We start from the raw sequence: 20,394 nt of genomic DNA, 5'->3' as shown, positions 1-20,394 counted from the left end.
CGTGCGGCGGGCGGCCTGCTGCTCACGGCGACGGCTGGCTGTCTGCGGCGGGCGGCCTGCTGCTCACGGCGACGGCTGGCTGTCTGTGACGGGCGGCCTGCTGCTCACGGCGACGGCTGGCTGTCTGCGGCGGGCGGCCTGCTGCTCACGGCGACGGCTGGCTGTCTGCGGCGGGCGGCCTGCTGCTCACGGCGACGGCTGGCTGTCTGTGACGGGCGGCCGACCGGTCACGGCGGCGGCCGATTCGACTGCTTGCGACGGGCGGCGGACTGGCTTCAGCGGAGCCCGACTGTCTATGACGGGCGGCCCGCTGCTCACGACCGAGCCTGGCTGCCTGCGACGGGCGGGCGACCGGTCACGGCGGCGGCCGACCGCCTGCTACGGGCGGTCGGCCGCCGATGGTGCTCAGCCCCCGCGGGAGACGTTCACTCTCCAGCCGGCTGGAAACGGGTGGTGCGTGGGTGGGAGGGCTATGCCTTGCGCAAGCGGAACGTCAGCGAGAGACCTTCGTCGGTGAAAGCGGAGCCGTACGTGTCGTCCGCCTCCCCCTGCACGAAGTCCGCCGCCAACACCTCGTCCGCGATCAACTCCGCGTTCTCGCTCAGCGCCGCGATCACCGCCGGGTCCGTCGAGACCCACCGCAAAGCGATCCGGTCGGCCACATCGAGCCCACTGTTCTTCCGCGCCTCCTGGATCAACCGGATCGCGTCACGGGCCAGCCCCGCCTGCCGCAGCTCCTCCGTGATCTCCAGATCGAGCGCGACCGTCGCACCGGAGTCGGACGCCACCGACCACCCCTCGCGCGGCGTCTCCGTGATGATCACCTCGTCCGGAGCGAGCGCGACCGTCTCACCGTCGACCTCCACCGACGCCGTACCCTCACGCAGCGCCAGCGACAGCGCCGCCGCGTCCGCGTTCGCGATGGCCTTGGCCACGTCCTGGACTCGCTTGCCGAACCGCTTGCCCAGGGCGCGGAAGTTGGCCTTCGCGGTGGTGTCCACCAGCGACCCGCCGACCTCCGACAGTGAGGCCAGGGAGCTCACGTTCAGCTCCTCGGTGATCTGCGCGTGCAGCTCGGGGTGCAGCGCGTCGAACCCGGAGATCGCCACCAGCGCACGGGACAGCGGCTGCCGCGTCTTGACGCCCGACTCCGCGCGCGTGGCCCGGCCCAGCTCCACGAGGCGCCGTACGAGAACCATCTGCTGCGACAGCTCGGGGTCGATCGCCGACAGGTCCGCCTCCGGCCAGGACGCCAGGTGCACCGACTCGGGGGCGCCCGGGGTCACCGGCACGACCAGGTCCTGCCAGACCCGCTCGGTGATGAACGGGGTCAGTGGCGCCATCAGCTTGGTCACCGTCTCGACGACCTCGTGCAGCGTGCGCAAGGCGGCCTTGTCGCCCTGCCAGAAGCGGCGCCGGGAGCGGCGGACGTACCAGTTCGACAGGTCGTCGACGAACGCCGACAGGAGCTTGCCGGCGCCCTGGGTGTCGTACGCCTCCAGGGCCTCGGTCACCTGGCCGGTCAGCGCGTGCAGTTCGGACAGTAGCCAGCGGTCCAGGACCGGGCGGTCGGCCGGGGCCGGATCGGCCTCGCTCGGCGCCCAGTTCGACGTGCGGGCGTACAGCGCCTGGAAGGCGACCGTGTTCCAGTACGTCAGCAACGTCTTGCGGACGACCTCCTGGATCGTGCCGTGGCCCACGCGGCGGGCCGCCCACGGGGAACCGCCCGCGGCCATGAACCAGCGCACCGCGTCCGCGCCGTGCTGGTCCATCAGCGGGATCGGCTGCAGGATGTTGCCCAGGTGCTTGGACATCTTGCGGCCGTCCTCGGCGAGGATGTGGCCGAGGCAGACCACGTTCTCGTACGACGACTTGTCGAAGACCAGCGTGCCGACCGCCATCAGCGTGTAGAACCAGCCGCGGGTCTGGTCGATCGCCTCGGAGATGAACTGCGCCGGGTACCGGCTCTCGAACAGCTCCTTGTTCTTGTACGGGTAGCCCCACTGCGCGAACGGCATCGAGCCCGAGTCGTACCAGGCGTCGATGACCTCCGGCACGCGCGTGGCCGTCTTCGCGCACTGCGGGCAGTCGAAGGTGACCGCGTCGATGAACGGGCGGTGCGGGTCGAGCTCGGACTGGTCGGTGCCGGTCAGCTCGGTGAGCTCCGCGCGGGATCCGACCACGGTGAGGTGGTCGTCCTCGCAGCGCCAGATCGGCAGCGGAGTGCCCCAGTAGCGGTTGCGGGACAGCGCCCAGTCGATGTTGTTGTTCAGCCAGTCGCCGTACCGGCCGTGCTTGACCGTGTCCGGGAACCAGTTGGTCTTCTCGTTCTCCTCGAGCAGCCGGTCCTTGATCGCCGTGGTGCGGATGTACCAGGACGGCTGCGCGTAGTAGAGCAGCGCGGTGTGGCAGCGCCAGCAGTGCGGGTAGCTGTGCTCGTACGGCACGTGCCGGAAGAGCAGGCCGCGGTCCTTGAGGTCCTCGGTGAGCTTTTCGTCGGCCTTCTTGAAGAAGACGCCGCCGACAAGGGGGACGTCCACCTCGAAGGTGCCGTCCGGGCGGACGGGGTTCACGACGGGCAGGCCGTACGCGCGGCAGACCTTGAGGTCGTCCTCACCGAAGGCGGGGGACTGGTGGACCAGACCGGTGCCGTCCTCGGTCGTCACGTACTCGGCGTTCACCACGTAGTGGGTGCCGCCCGGGGTCTCCGGGAACTCCACCAGCTCGAACGGACGTTGATACGTCCAGCGCTCCATCTCGGCGCCGGTGAAGGTCTGGCCGGTGGTCTCCCAGCCCTCGCCGAGCGCCTTGGCGACGAGCGGCTCGGCGACGACGAGCTTCTCCTCGCCGTTGGTCGCGACGACGTAGGTGACCTCGGGGTGCGCGGCGACCGCCGTGTTGGAGACCAGGGTCCAGGGGGTCGTCGTCCACACCAGGAGCGCGGCCTGGCCGGCGAGCGGACCGGAGGTGAGCGGGAAACGGACGTACACGGACGGGTCGACGACCGTCTCGTAGCCCTGCGCCAGCTCGTGGTCGGACAGGCCGGTGCCGCAGCGCGGGCACCAGGGGGCGACGCGGTGGTCCTGGACCAGCAGGCCCTTGTCGAAGATCTCCTTCAGCGACCACCAGACCGACTCGATGTACTCGGGGGCCATCGTGACGTAGGCGTCGTCGAGGTCGACCCAGTAGCCCATGCGGGTCGTCAGCTCGGAGAAGGCGTCCGTGTGGCGCAGCACGGACTCGCGGCACTTGGCGTTGAACTCCGCGATGCCGTACGCCTCGATGTCCTGCTTGCCGCTGAAGCCCAGCTCCTTCTCGACCGCCAGCTCCACCGGGAGCCCGTGGCAGTCCCAGCCCGCCTTGCGGCCCACGTGGTAGCCGCGCATGGTGCGGAAGCGGGGGAAGACGTCCTTGAAGACGCGGGCCTCGATGTGGTGGGCACCGGGCATGCCGTTGGCGGTGGGCGGGCCCTCGTAGAACACCCATTCGGGGCGGCCCTCGGACTGCTCCAGGCTCTTGGCGAAGATCTTCTGCTCGCGCCAGAAGTCGAGCACCGTGTGCTCGAGCGCGGGGAGGTCGACCTGGGCGGGTACCGAGCGGTACGTCGGCTCTGTCATCTGCGAGCTTCCTCCAACGGACGTGCTGCCTTCCGTCGGAGGGACGAGAGCCGTATGTGCTACGTACGCCGTGCGGCGCGCTCCCGCGGTACCACCCTCCTTGGCCCCCGGGCGCCGTGTGCGCCGGTGAGCCCCCTCATTGGGTCGCGATGCCGGGTCTACTCGCCCTGCGAGGCCCGTGGGCGGAGCCCACTGACCAGGACTTTCTGCCGACGGCTCCGGGGTGATCTTCACGTCGCGCTCGCCCCCGGGCTTTCACCGTCCCCGGGTCGCTCTGGGCTGCGTACGCCGCTACTCGTCCCCATCCATGCCTTTCGCTCCGCCCAGTGTACGGCGCCGCGGGGACAGCGGCCGACCGGATTTCGGCGACGGCGGCCGGGTGCCGGGCCGGGGTCCGGTACGGCGGCGAGATGACCCGAATGGCGACGTACGGGCGTTCGCATCCTGGGATGTCCGGCTCGGCGGATTACCTGGCGGGGAGCTGGGCACAACGCATGCAGGCTTGTGCCGCGACATGCGCGAGCCGGGCGAATCGGGCGGTGAGTCCCGTTGCCGCGGGACTCAAGTCGATTTATCGTCCCAGCACGATTCGCGAGCAAGATCACAATATGTGAAGGGGCCGCGGCCATGATGGCGAAGAAGATCGCCGTACAGCAGTCGGCGTCCAGCAGCTCCGGGGGCGCGGCCGCGGGTACCTCCGGCCGCCCGGCCAAGGATGTAGGAGGCAAGAAGAGCACCCAGGGCGGCGTGGCGGCGAATGCGACGGCGAAGACGGCGGACAAGCCGGTGAAGACGGTCCGGGCCGACGCCGCGGGGGCGACAGACGCCGCCGGAACGGCAGTGAAGAAGGCGCCGGCGTCGAAAACGGCGGCTTCTTCGAAGAAGGCGGCCGACGCGATGGGCGCCGAAAAGAAGGCGGCGGATGCGAAGGGCGCCGCGAAGAAGAGCGCGGGCGGGAAGGCGGCCGCGAAGAAGTCGGCGACGAAGAAGCCGGCGGTGAAGACGCCGGCCGCCAAGGGCGCCGAGGAAGCCGCGGTCACGAAGCGCTCCACGACGAAGGCTTCCTCGAAGAAGCCCTCAGCTGCTGAAGCCTCCCCTACGAAGGCTTCCGCCAAGAAGACCTCCGCCAAGAAGACCTCCGCGAAGAAGTCGGTCGCCGGAGAGGTTGGCTCGGGGAGCGGTGCGGGCACGAAGAGCACGGCCAAGAAAGCGGGCGCGGCGCGGGCCGCGAAGCAGACGGGAGCCACGACGGTGGTTGCTAAGAAGACTCCTGGTACGGCCACGGCGGCGCAGACCGCTGTTCCCCTGGCGCGGGTCGCCGCGGCGGTGGAACCCGGCGAGCTCGCGGTGCGCCCGGGCGAGGACCCGTGGACGCCGGAGGAGGTCGAGGAGGCGCGCGCCGAGCTGCTGTCCGAGGTGACGCGGCTGCGGACCGAGATCACGTCGTCCGAGGAGTCCATCGTGGGCCTGATGCGGGACTCCGGGGACGGCGCCGGTGACGATCAGGCAGACACCGGTACCAAGAACATCACGCGCGAGCACGAGATGGCGCTGGCCGCCAACGCGCGCGAGATGCTCGTCCAGACCGAACGGGCCCTGGAGAGGCTGGACGCGGGCACGTACGGCCTGTGCGAGAACTGCGGGAACCCCATCGGGAAGGCCCGGATGCAGGCCTTCTCGAGGGCCACCCTGTGCGTGGAGTGCAAGCAGAAACAGGAACGCCGCTACTGAGCACTTGGGTCGTCCTGGGCGTGCATTAGTCTCGTCCTCAGTCAGGCACCTAGGTTGAGGGACTCACGTGACAGAGGCGGAGCGCATCATCGGTACGCCGGACACTCCGGACGACGGCGGCGAGCAGGCGGCATCGGCCCAGGAGCCGGGCCTGTCGGGTGCGGCGGGGGCGGACGAGCGGGACGGTGCGGCCGAGCGGCCCGCGCGCGGGCGCCGGATCGCGGTGCTGTTCGCGGTGGCCGTCTTCGCGTACGCCCTCGACCTGATCAGCAAGCTGGTCGTGGTCGCGAAGCTGGAGCACCACGCCCCGATCAAGCTCGTCGGGGACTGGCTGGAGTTCAACGCCATCCGCAACCCGGGCGCGGCCTTCGGCGTCGGGCAGGCCTTCACGATCATCTTCACGGTGATCGCGGCGGCCGTGATCGTGGTGATCATCCGCCTTGCCCGCAAGCTCTACAGCCTGCCCTGGGCGGTCGCCCTCGGCCTGCTCCTCGGCGGCGCCCTCGGCAACCTCACCGACCGGATCTTCCGCTCGCCGGGGGTCTTCCAGGGCGAGGTCGTCGACTTCATCGCGCCCAAGGGCTTCGCGGTGTTCAACCTGGCGGACTCGGCGATCGTGTGCGGCGGCATCCTGATCGTGCTGCTGTCCTTCCGCGGCCTGGACCCGGACGGGACCGTCCACAAGGACTGAGACGGACCGAGGCGGTCCGAGGGCGCTGGTACGGGGCTGTCGTAGCCGTCCGGCATACTCGACGGGTGAGCACGATTCCCGAGATCCGTACCCTGCCCGTGCCGGACGGCCTGGAGGGCGAGCGCGTCGACGCCGCCATCTCCCGCATGTTCGGTTTCTCCCGCACCAAGGCGGCGGAGCTGGCCGCCGCGGGCAAGGTCCAGGTCGACGGCTCGGTGGTCGGCAAGTCAGAGCGCGTGCGCGGCGGGGCCTGGCTGGAGGTCGAGATGCCGCAGGCGCCCGCGCCGGTGCAGATCGTCGCCGAGCCGGTCGAGGGCATGGAGATCATTCACGACGACGACGACGTGGTCGTGATCGTCAAGCCGGTCGGCGTGGCCGCGCATCCGTCGCCCGGCTGGTCGGGACCGACCGTGATCGGCGGGCTCGCCGCCGCCGGGTACCGGATCTCGACCTCGGGCGCCGCCGAGCGCCAGGGCATCGTGCACCGCCTCGACGTGGGCACGTCCGGCCTGATGGTGGTCGCCAAGTCGGAGCACGCGTACACGTCGCTCAAGCGCCAGTTCAAGGAGCGCACGGTCGACAAGCGATACCACACGCTCGTCCAGGGCCACCCGGACCCGACCAGCGGCACGATCGACGCGCCCATCGGCCGCCATCCGAACCACGACTACAAGTGGGCGGTCACGGCCGACGGCAAGCCCTCCGTGACGCACTACGACCTCATCGAGGCGTTCCGCGCAGCCTCCCTGCTCGACGTGAAGCTGGAGACCGGCCGCACCCACCAGATCCGCGTCCACATGGCCGCCCACCGCCACCCGTGCGTCGGCGACCTGACCTACGGCGCCGACCCCACGCTCGCCAAGCGGCTGAGCCTGACCCGTCAGTGGCTGCACGCCGTACGGCTCGGTTTCGAGCACCCCGGGGACGGCCGCTGGGCCGAGTTCGAGAGCGAGTACCCGGAGGACCTCCGGGAGGCCCTGGACCAGGTCCGTGAGGAGACGTACGCATGACCACGCCGTACGAGGTGCGTGTCGCCGAGGACCCCGCCGACCGCGAGGCGTGCTTCGCGGTGCGCAAGGAGGTCTTCGTCGTCGAGCAGGGCGTCCCGCAGGACCTCGAGTACGACGCGTACGACGCCACGGCCGCGCACGTGCTGGCGATCCGCGCGGACGGCGTGCCGCTCGGCACCGGCCGACTGCTGTACGGCGCGGAGGCGGCCGCCGAGAAGACCGGCGGCGACCTGTCGGTGGGCTCGCTGGGGCGGCTCGCCGTGGCGCGCGAGGCACGCGGGCTCGGCGTCGGCGTCGCGCTGGTGCGGGCCATCGAGGAGGCCGCACGCGCGCGTGGGCTCGCGGCGGTCGACCTGCACGCCCAGACGCACGCCCTGGGCTTCTATGAGCGGCTTGGCTACGAGGCGTACGGCCCGGAATACCTCGAGGCGGGCATCCCGCACCAGGCGATGCGGCGCGCTCTGTAGCCGGAGGCGCTACACGGCCGGTGAGCAGGGCGGCATGGCAGGCTTGAGCCCCGCCGTGTGATCGTCGACTCCCGGAGCGCCGGCCGTGGATCAGTTGGCTCTGTTGTTCGTGTTGCTGCTCGGGGCCCTGGTGAGCGTCCCGGTCGGGGACCGGTTCGGGCTTCCGGCGCCGGTCCTGATGACCCTGCTCGGGATCGTGCTCGCGGTGCTCGACTTCGTGCCGAACGTGAACATCCCGCCCGAGCTCATCCTGCCCGCCCTGCTGCCACCGCTGCTCTACGCGGCGGTCCGGCGCACGTCCTGGCGGCAGTTCGCGGCCAACAGACGGCCCATCTTCCTGCTGGCCGTGGCCCTGGTCTTCGTCACCACCGTCACCGTGGCCTACGTCGCCGGCACGATCGTTCCCGGGCTGCCGATCGCCGCCGCCGTGGCGCTGGGTGCGCTCATCGCCCCGCCCGACCCGGTCGCCGCCACCGCCGTCGCCGGGCGGCTCGGACTGCCGCGCCGACTGGTGTCGATCCTGTCGGGCGAGGGGCTGTTCAACGACGTCACGGCGATCGTGCTGTACCACGTCGCGATCGCCGCGGTCGTCAGCGGGACATTCTCTCCCTGGCGGGCCGGGCTGGACCTCGTGCTGTCCGCGGTCGTCGCGGTCGTCGTGGGGCTCATCCTCGGCTGGGGCGCGAACAAACTGATGGACGTGCTCGGCGACGCGACGCTGCAGATCGGCCTCACGCTGCTGGTGCCGTACGCCTCGTACGTCCTCGCCGAGGAACTGCACGGCTCCGGCGTGCTCGCCGTGCTCACCACGGCGCTGTTCCTCACCGAGTACGCCACCGGCGCCGACGACGTGATGACCCGGCTCGTCGGGCACACCTTCTGGGACATCGTCGACACGCTCGTCACCGGCGTCGCGTTCGGGCTGATCGGGCTCGAACTGCACAACGCGATCCGTACGGCGGCGGGGCGGTGGGGCGAGATGCTCGGCTGGGCGGCCACGATCACGGGCGTGGTGGTGTTCGTACGCCTGCTGTGGCTGCTGCCCGCCACCTGGGTCACCAAGCGGATGCACGCCAAGCGCGGCCACGACGAGGACATCCCCATGGGCTGGCGGGAGACCGTCGTCATGTGGTGGTCCGGGATGCGCGGGGTTGCCTCGGTCGCGCTGGCGCTGGCCGTGCCGCTGCACACCGACGACGGGTCCGCGTTTCCCGACCGGGACGAGATCGTGTTCATCGCGTTCGGGGTGATCATCACGACGCTGGTGCTCCAGGGGCTGACCCTGCCATGGCTGGTGAAACTGCTGGGAGTGCGGGCCGACACCGAGCGGGAGAAGGAGTTCGAGAAGCAACTGGCGGTGCGGGCGGCGAAGGCCGCGAAGCGGCGGCTGCGGGAGATCGAGGAGGTCGAGGAGCTGCCGGAGGAGCTGTCCGAGCAGATGTTGCGGCGGGCCTTCGAGATCGGGGTGCGGATCAGTCCGGACGTCGGGGGGAAGGAGCGGCGGGAGGCGCAGCACCAGCGGTTGCGGCGGTTGCGGCGCGTGCGGCGGATTGAGGGGGAGCTGCTCAGCGCTGCGCGGCACGAGGTGCTGGCGGCGCGGAGTGAACCCGGGGCGGATCCGGAGATCGTGGACCGGGTGCTTCGGCATCTTGACGTGCGTAGTCTTCGATGATTTCCCACCCGCGCACCGCCCGTTTCTGGTTGGCCGGCAGGTGGGCGTTTCCCGTGGGGCAGCGGCGCCGTCGGCGGCTCTCCCTTGCGGGCTGCCGGATTCCGTGAGCGTTCGCGCCTTGCGCGGCACCAGTGCGGTGGCGGTCATATAAGCATGTGGCCGCTGTGGATATCCGGAGGCCCCATCGTCTTGGCGCTCGTACTCTCGGATCATGGCTCGCAACATTGTGATCAGTGGTGGCGGTACGGGGATCGGGCTTGCGGCTGCGCAGGTCTTCGCGGAGGACGGGGACCGGGTGCTGTTGCTCGGGCGACGGGCGGAGGTGCTGGAGAAAGCAGGGGTGAGCGGGGCGCTCACCTATGCCGCCGATCTCAGTGATCCGGCGGCTGTGAGAGGGGTGGCCCGGTTCGTCGCCGAGGAGTTCGGGACCGTGGACGTGCTGGTGCACGGTGCCGGGGGCAACGGGATCCTCGAGGCTCCGGCCGAGAGCGACGATCCGCTCGATGCCGTCGCGCACCAGTGGACCGTCAACTTCAGGATCAACACCCTGACCGCGGCCCTGCTCACAGAGGCACTGAAGCGGCGGCTGGCCGAACCGGGTGGGCGGGTGCTGTTCATCAGCTCCATCGCCGCCTACCGGGGCTCGGGCAGCGGGGCGTACGGCGCCGCCAAGGCCGCCCTGCATCCCTACGCCCATGATCTGGCCCGGGAGTTGGGGCCGCATGGGATCACCGTGAACGTGGTCGCGCCGGGGTACGTCGAGGACACGGAGTTCTTCGGCGACGCCATGGACGAGGCGAGGCGGGAACGGCTCATAGCCGAGACTCCGACCGGTCGTGCCGGCCGGCCCGGGGACGTCGCGGCCACCCTGCACTGGCTGGCGTCGCCGGGCGCCGGGCACATCACCTCGCAGGTCGTCCAGGTCAACGGAGGTGCGGAGCACGGCCGTTGAGGGAAGGCGAGGTCAGCCGCCGAGCGGTGGGCGGACGGCGTCCGCCGTGTTGACGCGGGGCAGGGCGTAAGGGTGCTCCTCGATCAGCCAGCGGATCATCCGCTCGCGGACGGCGACCCGGACCGTCCACACGTCGTCTGCGTCTTTCGCGGTCATCATGGCCCGTACCTGCATGGTGGTGGGGGTCGAGTCGGTGACGACCAGGCCCTGTTCGCGGCCGTCCCACGCCGGGCACTCGCGCAGGATCTCCCGCAGTTTCTCGCGCATCGCCTCGACGGGCGCGGTGTGGTCGACGTGCCAGTAGACGACACCGGTCATCTGAGCGGTGCCGCGGGACCAGTTCTCGAAGGGTTTGGAGGTGAAGTACGACACGGGCATCGTGATCCGGCGCTCGTCCCAGGTCCGTACGGTCAGGAACGTCAGGGTGATCTCCTCGACGGTGCCCCACTCGCCGTCCACCACCACCGTGTCGCCCAGTCGCACCATGTCACCGAAGGCTATCTGCAGTCCGGCGAACAGGTTGGCCAGCGTGGACTGGGCGGCGACACCGGCGACGATGCCCAGGATGCCTGCCGAGGCCAGCAGGGAGGCGCCGGCCGCGCGCATCGCCGGGAACGTCAGCAGCATCGCGGCCACGGCCACCACACCGACGACCGCGGCCACCACGCGCATGATCAGCGACACCTGTGTGCGGACGCGACGAACCCGGGCGGCGTCGCGGTGGGCGCGGGCGTAACGGGTGTACGACGTCTCGACGACCGCCGCCGCGATCTGGATCACCAGCCAGGCCACGGAGCCGATCAGCACCAGGGTCAGGATCCGGCCGACACCGACCCGGTGCTGCTCCAGCAGCGCCGCCTGGTCGTAGGAGCCTCTGAGCAGTGCCGCGCACAGCACCAGCTGGTAGGGGATCCGGGCGCGGCGCAACAGGCCCCACAGGGGAGTCTCGCGGTGGCGTCCGTCGGCCTTGCGCAGCAGCAAGTCCGTGACCCAGCCGATCAGCAGGGTGAGGACGACGGCGCCGCCGACGACGATCAACGGGCGGAGTACGTTCTCCATGCCTGAGAACGTAACGGGCACGGGGCGGCTGGCACCATGGCCTCATGAACATCATGCTCTTTCACTCGACCTATGGCCTCAGGCCCGCAGTACGGGACGCCGCGGACCGGTTGCGCGGCGCCGGGCACGAGGTGTGGACGCCGGACCTCTTCGAGGGGCGCACGTTCGAGACGGTCGAGGAGGGCATGGCCCTCAAGGAGGAGATCGGCAAGGACGAGTTGCTGAAGCGGGCTGTCCTGGCGGCGACGCCCTACTCGGAACGGGGGCTGGTGTACTCGGGGTTCTCGCTGGGCGCCTCCGTCGCGCAGACCCTGGCCCTGGGCGACGACAAGGCGCGCGGGCTGCTGCTCCTGCACGGCACGTCGGACATCGCACCGAACGTCTCCGTGGACGAGTTGCCGGTCCAGCTGCACGTGGCCGAGCCGGACCCGTTCGAGACGGACGACTGGCTGAGCGCCTGGTATCTGCAGATGGGCAGGGCGGGGGCCGACGTGGAGGTGTACCGGTACGCCGGGGCCGGCCACCTCTACACCGACCCCGGCCTGCCGGACTACGACGAGGAAGCCGCCGAGGCCACCTGGCGGGTGGCGCTCGGCTTCCTGGAGACCCTCTAGGTCGCCGGTCTCCGTTCCGGCGCCCGGAGGTTACACCGGGTCGTACGTCCGCTCGACCTTCTGCGTGCCGGTGCGGGTGCGGTACGAACGCGCCCAGGACGAGGTCGCGTCTGCCTTCGTGCGGTCGGACAGGACGTAGTAGTCCATCTGCGCGCGGTCGGCGGTGATGTCCAGGACGCCGTAGCCGTGGCGGTCCGTGTCGACCCAGTGGACGTGGCGGTTGGCGACCTGGATGACCGGGGCGGCGAGTGCGGAGACCACGCCCTCGGGGACCTTCACGATGTCGTCGAGGTTGTCGGAGGTCACCGAGGCCACCACGAACTCCGTGGCGGCCGAGGCCGACAGCGGGTAGGTCCCGGCGTCCACCGGCACGTCGTTGGCCCACGCCATGTGGATGTCGCCGGTCAGGAACACCGTGTTGCGGATGGCGTTCGAGCGCAGATGGGCCAGGAGCTCACGGCGGTCGTCGGTGTAGCCGTCCCACTGGTCGGTGTTGATGGCCAGGCCCTCCTGCGGCAGGCCGAGCAGCTTGGCCAGTGGCTTGAGCAGGTCGGCGGAGAGGGAGCCGATGGCGAACGGCGAGATCATCACCGAGTTGCCGACGAGGCGCCAGGTGGTGTCGGACGCCTTCAACCCGGCCTTCAGCCAGTCGAGTTGGGCGCGACCGGTGATCGTACGGTTCGGGTCGTCCACCGAACCGCTGCCCGTGGACACCTGCTGCGAGCGGAAGGAGCGCAGGTCGAGCAGGGACAGATCGGCCAGCTTGCCGAAGCGCAGCCGGCGGTAGGTGGTGCCCGCGATCGCGGGGCGCACCGGCATCCACTCGAAGTAGGCCTGCTTGGCGGCGGCCTGACGGGCAGTCCAGGCGCCCTCCGTGCCCTCGGTGTGGTTCTCGGCGCCGCCCGACCACGTGTCGTTGGCGAACTCGTGGTCGTCCCAGATCGCGACGACGGGCGCCTTGGCGTGCAGGGCCTGTAGATCCGCGTCGGTCTTGTACTTGCCGTGCCGGGTGCGGTAGTCGGCGAGCGTGAGGATCTCGTGGGTGGGCGCGTGCTGCCGTACGACGGTGCCGCGGGTGCCGTAGTCGCCGGTGCCGTACTCGTAGATGTAGTCGCCGAGGTGCAGCCAGGCGTCGAGGTCGTTGCGGGCCGCGAGGTGGCGGTACGCGGAGAAGTAACCGGCCTCCCAGTTGGCGCAGGACACGACGCCGAAGCGCAGGCCGGACACGGCCGCGTCCGCCGCCGGCGCGGTGCGGGTGCGCGCCACCGGGGAGTTGGTGCCTCCGGCCGAGAAGCGGAACCAGTAGTCGGTGGCCGGCTGCAGGCCGCGGATGTCGGCCTTGACCGTGTGGTCGGAGGCGGCCTTCGCGGTGGTGGACCCCGTGGCGACGACGTTCGTCAGCGCCTTGTCCTTCGCGACGACCCAGCTCACCTCGGTGTCGGGGCCGAGCCCGGAACCGGGTATGGCCTCGGCGGTGGGGGTCACGCGGGTCCACAACAGGACGCCGTCGGGCAGCGGGTCGCCGGAGGCGACACCGTGCAGGAAGGCGGGGACCTGGTCGGCGGCGCGCGCCGGGAGCGCGGCGGCCAGCGGTCCGGCCAGGACAGCGGTCGCCGCCGCGGCCTTGACGACCGTACGGCGGCGAGGCGAGGGGGAGTTGGTGCCCTCAGCGGGTCTGTATCGACTGGTCACGGACGATCAGGTTACTGACCGGTACGAACAAGAGCGGGCGAACTCGTAAAGTTCGCCCGCTCTTCATTCGGCGGTCGCTCCGCGACCGGTGGTTCAGGCCTTGAGGGCCGCGTCCACCACGGAGTTGAAGTCCGCGACTGTCATCGGCGGGTTCTGGCTGCCGGGCGTGGTGAGGATCTTGCCGTCCATCACGAAGCTCGGAGTGCCCGTCACGCCGTCCTTGTTGGTGTCGAAGGTCTTCGACATGGCCAGCGCCCAGGCGTCGTAGGTGCCGTTCTTCACGGCGTCCTCGAACTTGGCGTTGCCCTTCAGCGCCGGGACGGTGTCCGCGACCTTGATGAGGTAGTCGTCGCTCTTGAACTTGTCGTCCGTCTCCTCGGGGTGGTACTTCGTCGAGTACAGCGCGGTCTTGTACTCGAGGAACGCCTCGGGGCTGACGTTCAGCGCGGCGCCCATGGCGCTCATCGCGTTCTTGGAGCCCTCGCCGCGCGAGCCGATCTGGCCCTTGCCCAGCGAGTCGCCGTCGAGGAACGTGCCGCCGATGTACTGGATCTTGAATTTGCCGTCGTCGATGTCCTTCTTGACGGTCGAACCGACGGTTTGCTCGAACTGGGCGCAGATCGGGCAGCGCGGGTCCTCGTAGACCTTGAGGGTCTTCTTCGCGGTGTCCTTGCCGATGACCACGGTGGTGCCGTCGGTGCCCGTGGTGTTGGCCGGCGCGACGACCTTGTCGTCCTTCACGCCCGCCCAGTAGCTGGGCTTGTTGGACTGGACGACGGCGTAGCCTATGCCGCCCGCGGCGGCCAGGACGGCCACGACCGACGCGGCCACGACGACCTGCCGCTTGACCTTGGCGCGCTTGGCCTGCTTCTCGCGTTCCAGGCGCAGCCGCTCCCGGGCCGCAGTCTTCTCCGCCTGGCTGTTCCGCTTGCTCATAGTGGTGATCTCCATGTGGGACGCGCACATGTCGTACGCGGGATACGTGTGGGGGACGGGTCGTGCTCAGATGCTGTGCGGAGCGACGGATGTCGCTCAGGCGAGAGCGGCCGAGCGCGGCGGTCCACGCCGTCCCAGGGAGTGCACGAGGATCAGGTCACGGGCGGCGGCCGTACGCGGCGCCGGGCGCGGCAGCCGGCGTACCGGAGTCAGGTGTACCGGAGTCAGGCGTACCGCCACCGCGGCCGCGGCCACCAGCAGCGGGCGGAAGGTGGTCGCGGCGACGGCCCGCAGCAGCTGGGCCAGCGCCCGCTCGCCGCGGCGCAGCCAGCCGGCCGCGAGGAGGCCCACGCCGACATGGGCGGCGAGCAGCAGCCAGGCGGCGGCCGGGTCGGCGTGCGCCAGCAGGTCCGAGGTGCGGTCGTGGCCGCCGGTCACCTGGGCCAGCGGGGTGCCCACGGCGCCGCCCCGGCACAGCAGGTCGAGACCGACCGCGCGCAGGGGACCCGCGATCGGGCCGCCCGCCCGGCCGTAACAGGCGTGCTGGCCGGTGGTGAACACCGTGTCGGCGGCCAGTTCGAGCGGGACGAGCAGGGCCGCGATGCGGCCGAAGCCGCGCTCGCGGCCCGCCAGCGCGTACGCCGCGGCGAAGACGGCGAGGGCGACCGCGGCCACGGTCGGCAGCGGCAGCGGGGCCCGGGACAGCAGCACGTGCGACGCGGTGCCGATCGTCACGACCACGGCCGTGAACAGCGCCGCGCGCACGGCTCTGAGCGGGGTCCCGGATATGTCCATAGCGCTGGAGAGTCTGTCACGTACTCAGGTAAGAGACCCCTAAAGGGTGCCTGTGAGTCCGTGCGGTTACAGGCCCGGAATCCTGCCGTTGCGGAACAGGTCGACGAAGATCTGGTGGTCCGCACGCGCGCGGGCGCCGTAGCTGTGCGCGAAGTCCGTCAGCAGGCCGGCGAAGCCGTCCTCGTCGGCCGCGATCGCCGCGTCGATGGCCCGCTCGGTGGAGAACGGCACAAGGGACTCGCCGGAGGTGTCGTCCGCGGCCGCGTGCATGGTGGCGGTGGCCCGGCCCAGGTCGGCGACGACGGCCGCGATCTCCTCCGGGTCGTCGATGTCGCCCCAGTCCAGGTCCACGGCGTATGGCGAGACCTCGGCGACTAGCTGGCCCGTGCCGTCCAGCTCGGTCCAGCCCAGCCACGGGTCCGCGTGCGCCTGGAGGGCGCGCTGGGAGATCACCGTGCGGTGGCCCTCGTGCTGGAAGTAGTCGCGGATCGCCGGGTCCGTGATGTGCCGGGAGACGGCCGGGGTCTGGGCCTGCTTGATGTAGATCACGACGTCGTTCTCGAGGGCGTCGCTGTGGCCCTCCAGGAGGATGTTGTACGACGGCAGGCCGGCCGAACCGATGCCGATGCCGCGGCGGCCCACGACGTCCTTCACGCGGTATGAGTCCGGGCGGGCCAGGGAGGTCTCCGGGAGCGTCTCCAGATAGCCGTCGAAGGCCGCGAGGACCTTGTAGCGGGTGGCCGCGTCCAGCTCGATGGAACCGCCGCCCGGCGCGAAGCGGCGCTCGAAGTCGCGGATCTCGGTCATCGAGTCGAGCAGCCCGAACCGGGTCAGCGAGCGCGCGTCGCGCAGCGCGTCCAGGAGCGGGCCCTGGGCGGTGTCCAGGGTGAAGGGCGGCACCTCGTCGCGCTTGGCGCCGGTCGCGAGGGCGTGGATCCGCTCGCGGTACGCGCCCCCGTACACCTTCACCAGCTCGGTGATCTGTTCGTCGCCGAGCGCCTTCGCGTACCCGATGAGGGCGATGGAGGCGGAGAAGCGCTTGAGGTCCCAGGTGAACGGGCCGACGTACGCCTCGTCGAAGTCGTTGACGTTGAAGATCAGCCGGCCGTTGGAGTCCATGTACGTGCCGAAGTTCTCCGCGTGCAGGTCGCCGTGGATCCACACGCGCGAGGTGCGCTCGTCGAGGTACGGACCGCCGCGCTTCTCGCTCTCGAGGTCGTGGTAGAAGAGGCCCGCCGTGCCCCGGTAGAAGGCGAAGGCCGAGGCCGCCATCTTGCGGAACTTCACGCGGAACGCGGCTGGGTCGGCGGCCAGGAGCTCGCCGAAGGCGGTGTCGAAGACGGCGAGGATCTCCTCGCCGCGCTGCTCGTCGCTGAGCTGGGGAACCGACATCGCGTAGTGCCTCCTGGTGCGTGACGTGTACGACAGTGTTTCTGCCGTGCCCAACGCACGAAGGTACGCGTGAGTGCCCGCCGAGTGTCAGTCCCGAGGCATAGGATTCGTGCCTGTCCCCCAGACCGTCCGCAGCCGGTCGGAAGATCGTCGACGCCCGTTTCCCTCGGAGGCCGAAACCGTGTCAAAGCCGCCCTTCACGCACCTGCACGTCCACACCCAGTACTCGCTGCTGGACGGTGCCGCGCGGCTCAAGGACATGTTCAACGCCTGCAACGAGATGGGCATGACGCACATCGCCATGTCCGACCACGGCAACCTGCACGGGGCGTACGACTTCTTCCATACCGCGAAGAAGGCCGGAATCACCCCGATCATCGGCATCGAGGCGTACATTGCGCCCGAGTCACGGCGCAACAAGCGCAAGATCCAGTGGGGCCAGCCGCACCAGAAGCGGGACGACATCTCCGGTTCCGGTGGTTACACCCACGCGACGATGTGGGCGGCGAACAAGACGGGCCTGCACAACCTCTTCAAGCTCTCCTCAGACGCTTACGCCGAGGGCTGGCTGCAGAAGTGGCCCCGGATGGACAAGGAGTCCATCTCCCAGTGGTCCGAGGGGATCATCGCCTCCACGGGCTGCCCCTCCGGCGAGCTGCAGACCCGGCTGCGCCTCGGCCAGTTCGACGAGGCGCTGAAGGCGGCCGCCGACTACCAGGACATCTTCGGCAAGGACCGCTACTTCCTGGAGCTGATGGACCACGGCATCGACATCGAGCACCGGGTCCGTGAGGACCTGCTCCGGGTCGGCAAGAAGCTCGGTATCCCGCCGCTGGTCACGAACGACTCGCACTACACGTACGCGCACGAGGCGACCGCGCACGACGCCCTCATGTGCATCCAGACCGGCAAGAACCTCTCCGACACGAACCGCCTCAAGTTCGACGGCACCGGCTACTACCTGAAGTCCACGGACGAGATGTACGCCATCGACGCCTCGGACGCCTGGCAGGAGGGCTGCGCCAACACGCTCCTCGTCGCCGAGATGGTCGACACCACCGGCATGTTCGAGGCGAAGAACCTGATGCCGAAGTTCGACATCCCCGAGGGCTTCACCGAGGTCACCTGGTTCAAGGAGGAGGTGCGCCGCGGCATGGAGCGCCGCTTCCCCGGCGGCGTCCCGGACGACCGCCAGAAGCAGGCCGAGTACGAGATGGACGTCATCATCCAGATGGGGTTCCCGGGCTACTTCCTCGTCGTCGCCGACTTCATCATGTGGGCCAAGAACAACGGCATCGCGGTCGGCCCCGGCCGAGGCTCCGCGGCCGGCTCGATCGTCGCGTACGCCATGGGCATCACCGACCTCGACCCCATCCCGCACGGCCTGATCTTCGAGCGGTTCCTCAACCCCGAGCGCGTCTCCATGCCCGACGTCGACATCGACTTCGACGAGCGCAGGCGCGTCGAGGTCATCAGGTACGTGACGGAGAAGTACGGCGCGGACAAGGTCGCCATGATCGGCACCTACGGCAAGATCAAGGCCAAGAACGCGATCAAGGACTCCGCGCGCGTGCTGGGTTACCCGTACGCCATGGGCGACCGGCTCACCAAGGCGATGCCCGCCGACGTCCTCGGCAAGGGCATCGACCTCGACGGCATCACCAACCCCTCGCACCCCCGCTACGGCGAGGCAGGCGAGATCCGCGGGATGTACGAGAACGAACCGGATGTGAAGAAGGTCATCGACACCGCCAAGGGCGTCGAGGGCCTGGTTCGGCAGATGGGCGTGCACGCCGCCGGCGTGATCATGTCCAGCGAGCCCATCGTCGACCACGCCCCGATCTGGGTGCGGCACACCGACGGCGTGACCATCACGCAGTGGGACTACCCGAGCTGTGAGTCGCTCGGCCTGCTGAAGATGGACTTCCTCGGCCTGCGCAACCTGACGATCATGGACGACGCCGTCAAGATGGTGAAGTCCAACAAGGGCCTCGACATCGATCTGCTGAGCCTCCCGCTCGACGATCCGACGACCTTCGAACTGCTCCAGCGCGGCGACACCCTTGGCGTCTTCCAGTTCGACGGCGGCCCCATGCGTTCGCTGCTGCGCCTGATGAAGCCCGACAACTTCGAAGACATCTCCGCCGTCTCCGCGCTCTACCGTCCCGGCCCGATGGGCATGGACTCGCACACGAACTACGCGCTCCGCAAGAACAAGCTCCAGGAGATCACGCCGATCCACAAGGAGTTGGAGGAGCCTCTGGAAGAGGTCCTGGCCGTCACCTACGGCCTGATCGTCTACCAGGAGCAGGTGCAGAAGGCCGCCCAGATCATCGCCGGCTACTCGCTCGGCGAGGCCGACATCCTGCGCCGCGTCATGGGCAAGAAGAAGCCCGACGAACTGGCCAAGAACTTCACCATCTTCCAGGCCGGCGCCCAGAAGAACGGCTACAGCGACCAGGCCATCCAGGCTCTGTGGGACGTTCTGGTCCCCTTCGCCGGCTACGCGTTCAACAAGGCGCACTCCGCGGCGTACGGCCTGGTGTCGTACTGGACGGCCTACCTCAAGGCGAACTACCCGGCCGAGTACATGGCCGCGCTCCTGACCTCGGTCAAGGACGACAAGGACAAGTCGGCGATCTATCTCAACGAGTGCCGCCGCATGGGCATCAAGGTGCTCCCGCCGAACGTCAACGAGTCGGTGCACAACTTCGCCGCCCAGGGCGACGACGTGATCCTCTTCGGGCTCGAAGCCGTCCGTAACGTCGGCACGAACGTGGTCGAGTCGATCATCAAGTCCCGCAAGGCCAAGGGGAAGTACGCCTCGTTCCCCGACTACCTCGACAAGGTCGAGGCGGTCGCCTGCAACAAGCGCACCACGGAGTCCCTGATCAAGGCCGGGGCCTTCGACACCATGGGCCACACCCGCAAGGGCCTCACCGCGCAGTACGAGCCGATGATCGACAACGTGGTCGCGGTCAAGCGCAAGGAGGCCGAGGGGCAGTTCGACCTCTTCGGCGGCATGGGCGAGGAGCAGAGCAGCGAACCCGGCTTCGGACTGGACGTGGAGTTCACGACCGACGAGTGGGACAAGACCTATCTCCTCGCCCAGGAGCGGGAGATGCTCGGTCTGTACGTCTCCGACCACCCGCTCTTCGGCCTGGAGCACGTGTTGTCCGACAAGGCCGACGCGGGTATCGCCCAGCTCACCGGCGGCGAGCACGCGGACGGCGCGGTCGTGACCATCGGCGGCATCATCTCGGGCCTGCAGCGCAAGATGACCAAGCAGGGCAATGCCTGGGCGATCGCCACGGTGGAGGACCTCGCGGGCTCCATCGAGTGCATGTTCTTCCCGGCGACGTACCAGCTCGTGTCGACCCAACTCGTCGAGGACGCCGTGGTGTTCGTCAAGGGCCGCCTCGACAAGCGCGAGGACGTGCCGCGTCTGGTCGCCATGGAGCTGATGGTCCCCGACCTGTCCAACGCGGGCACCAACGCGCCCGTGATCCTCACCATCCCGGCCACGCGGGTCACTCCGCCGATGGTCAGCCGCCTAGGCGAGATCCTCAGTCATCACAAGGGCGACAGCGAGGTCCGTATCAAGCTCCAGGGCCCGCGCAAGACCACGGTGCTCCGCCTCGACCGCCACCGCGTGAAGCCGGACCCGGCCCTGTTCGGCGATTTGAAGGTACTGCTCGGCCCGTCCTGCCTGGCGGGCTGAGAGACAGCGCCAAGGGGCGCACCCTTTGCGGGTGCGCCCCTTGTA

General features: G+C 69.6%; 14 protein-coding genes. 8 read left to right on the top strand and 6 right to left on the bottom strand.

Translation table 11 applies throughout. The features are described 5' to 3' along the window. Positions 1-470: 470 nt before the first annotated feature. Positions 471-3,617 (bottom strand): isoleucine--tRNA ligase, encoded by a 3,147-nt coding sequence (gene ileS / locus ACFYXB_RS12070; RefSeq protein WP_389580673.1) that lies wholly within the window; start codon positions 3,615-3,617, stop codon positions 471-473. Between the two features lie 627 nt (positions 3,618-4,244). Here ileS and ACFYXB_RS12065 point away from each other — a divergent pair. The 6 genes from ACFYXB_RS12065 to ACFYXB_RS12040 all read left to right on the top strand — a co-directional run bounded on the left by ACFYXB_RS12065 (position 4,245) and on the right by ACFYXB_RS12040 (position 10,140). Next, a complete protein-coding gene (locus ACFYXB_RS12065; protein ID WP_389580670.1) occupies positions 4,245-5,348 on the top strand; it encodes a TraR/DksA C4-type zinc finger protein in 1,104 nt (367 codons plus the stop codon). 67 nt (positions 5,349-5,415) lie between these two features. After that, positions 5,416-6,039 (top strand): signal peptidase II, encoded by a 624-nt coding sequence (gene lspA, locus ACFYXB_RS12060; protein WP_389580667.1) that lies wholly within the window; start codon positions 5,416-5,418, stop codon positions 6,037-6,039. Positions 6,040-6,104: 65 nt separating this feature from the next. Then, a complete protein-coding gene (locus ACFYXB_RS12055; protein ID WP_389580664.1) occupies positions 6,105-7,049 on the top strand; it encodes an RluA family pseudouridine synthase in 945 nt (314 codons plus the stop codon). Continuing rightward, a complete protein-coding gene (locus ACFYXB_RS12050) occupies positions 7,046-7,516 on the top strand; it encodes a GNAT family N-acetyltransferase (RefSeq protein WP_389580661.1) in 471 nt (156 codons plus the stop codon). Before ACFYXB_RS12055 ends, ACFYXB_RS12050 begins: the two co-directional genes overlap by 4 nt. Before the next feature lie 85 nt (positions 7,517-7,601). Next, on the top strand, positions 7,602-9,188 hold the full coding sequence (locus ACFYXB_RS12045) for a Na+/H+ antiporter (protein ID WP_389580658.1): 1,587 nt from the start codon (positions 7,602-7,604) through the stop codon (positions 9,186-9,188). Between the two features lie 211 nt (positions 9,189-9,399). Further along, positions 9,400-10,140: an SDR family oxidoreductase gene (locus ACFYXB_RS12040; RefSeq protein ID WP_351345128.1), complete on the top strand. Its 741-nt coding sequence runs from the start codon at positions 9,400-9,402 to the stop codon at positions 10,138-10,140. 12 nt (positions 10,141-10,152) lie between these two features. On the opposite strand, the gene ACFYXB_RS12035 is transcribed toward ACFYXB_RS12040, so the two are convergent. Further along, complete coding sequence (locus ACFYXB_RS12035; protein ID WP_389580654.1) at positions 10,153-11,199, bottom strand: mechanosensitive ion channel family protein; 1,047 nt, start codon at positions 11,197-11,199, stop codon at positions 10,153-10,155. A gap of 44 nt (positions 11,200-11,243) precedes the next feature. Here ACFYXB_RS12035 and ACFYXB_RS12030 point away from each other — a divergent pair, with 44 nt between their 5' ends. Further along, positions 11,244-11,813 (top strand): dienelactone hydrolase family protein, encoded by a 570-nt coding sequence (locus ACFYXB_RS12030; RefSeq protein ID WP_389580651.1) that lies wholly within the window; start codon positions 11,244-11,246, stop codon positions 11,811-11,813. A 30-nt stretch (positions 11,814-11,843) separates the two neighbouring features. Here the strand turns inward: ACFYXB_RS12030 and ACFYXB_RS12025 are convergent, their stop codons facing one another. The 4 genes from ACFYXB_RS12025 to ACFYXB_RS12010 form a co-directional block, all read right to left on the bottom strand. Beyond that, the gene (locus ACFYXB_RS12025) at positions 11,844-13,505 is read right to left on the bottom strand and encodes an alkaline phosphatase D family protein (RefSeq protein ID WP_389580648.1); all 1,662 of its coding nucleotides are present in this window, start codon (positions 13,503-13,505) and stop codon (positions 11,844-11,846) included. A 93-nt stretch (positions 13,506-13,598) separates the two neighbouring features. Beyond that, a complete protein-coding gene (locus ACFYXB_RS12020) occupies positions 13,599-14,441 on the bottom strand; it encodes a thioredoxin domain-containing protein (RefSeq protein WP_351345139.1) in 843 nt (280 codons plus the stop codon). A 96-nt stretch (positions 14,442-14,537) separates the two neighbouring features. Continuing rightward, the gene (locus tag ACFYXB_RS12015) at positions 14,538-15,236 is read right to left on the bottom strand and encodes a hypothetical protein (protein ID WP_389580645.1); all 699 of its coding nucleotides are present in this window, start codon (positions 15,234-15,236) and stop codon (positions 14,538-14,540) included. Positions 15,237-15,302: 66 nt separating this feature from the next. Next, the gene (locus tag ACFYXB_RS12010; protein ID WP_389580641.1) at positions 15,303-16,628 is read right to left on the bottom strand and encodes a DUF2252 domain-containing protein; all 1,326 of its coding nucleotides are present in this window, start codon (positions 16,626-16,628) and stop codon (positions 15,303-15,305) included. A gap of 181 nt (positions 16,629-16,809) precedes the next feature. Here ACFYXB_RS12010 and dnaE point away from each other — a divergent pair, with 181 nt between their 5' ends. Beyond that, on the top strand, positions 16,810-20,349 hold the full coding sequence (gene dnaE, locus ACFYXB_RS12005; protein WP_389580639.1) for a DNA polymerase III subunit alpha: 3,540 nt from the start codon (positions 16,810-16,812) through the stop codon (positions 20,347-20,349). Positions 20,350-20,394 lie beyond the last annotated feature (45 nt).

The sequence above is a fragment of the Streptomyces sp. NPDC002619 genome (assembly GCF_042889305.1).
GTDB lineage: Bacteria > Actinomycetota > Actinomycetes > Streptomycetales > Streptomycetaceae > Streptomyces.
Note: the sequence above shows the minus strand (reverse complement) of the source record. Positions and strands in the feature narration are given on the sequence as shown.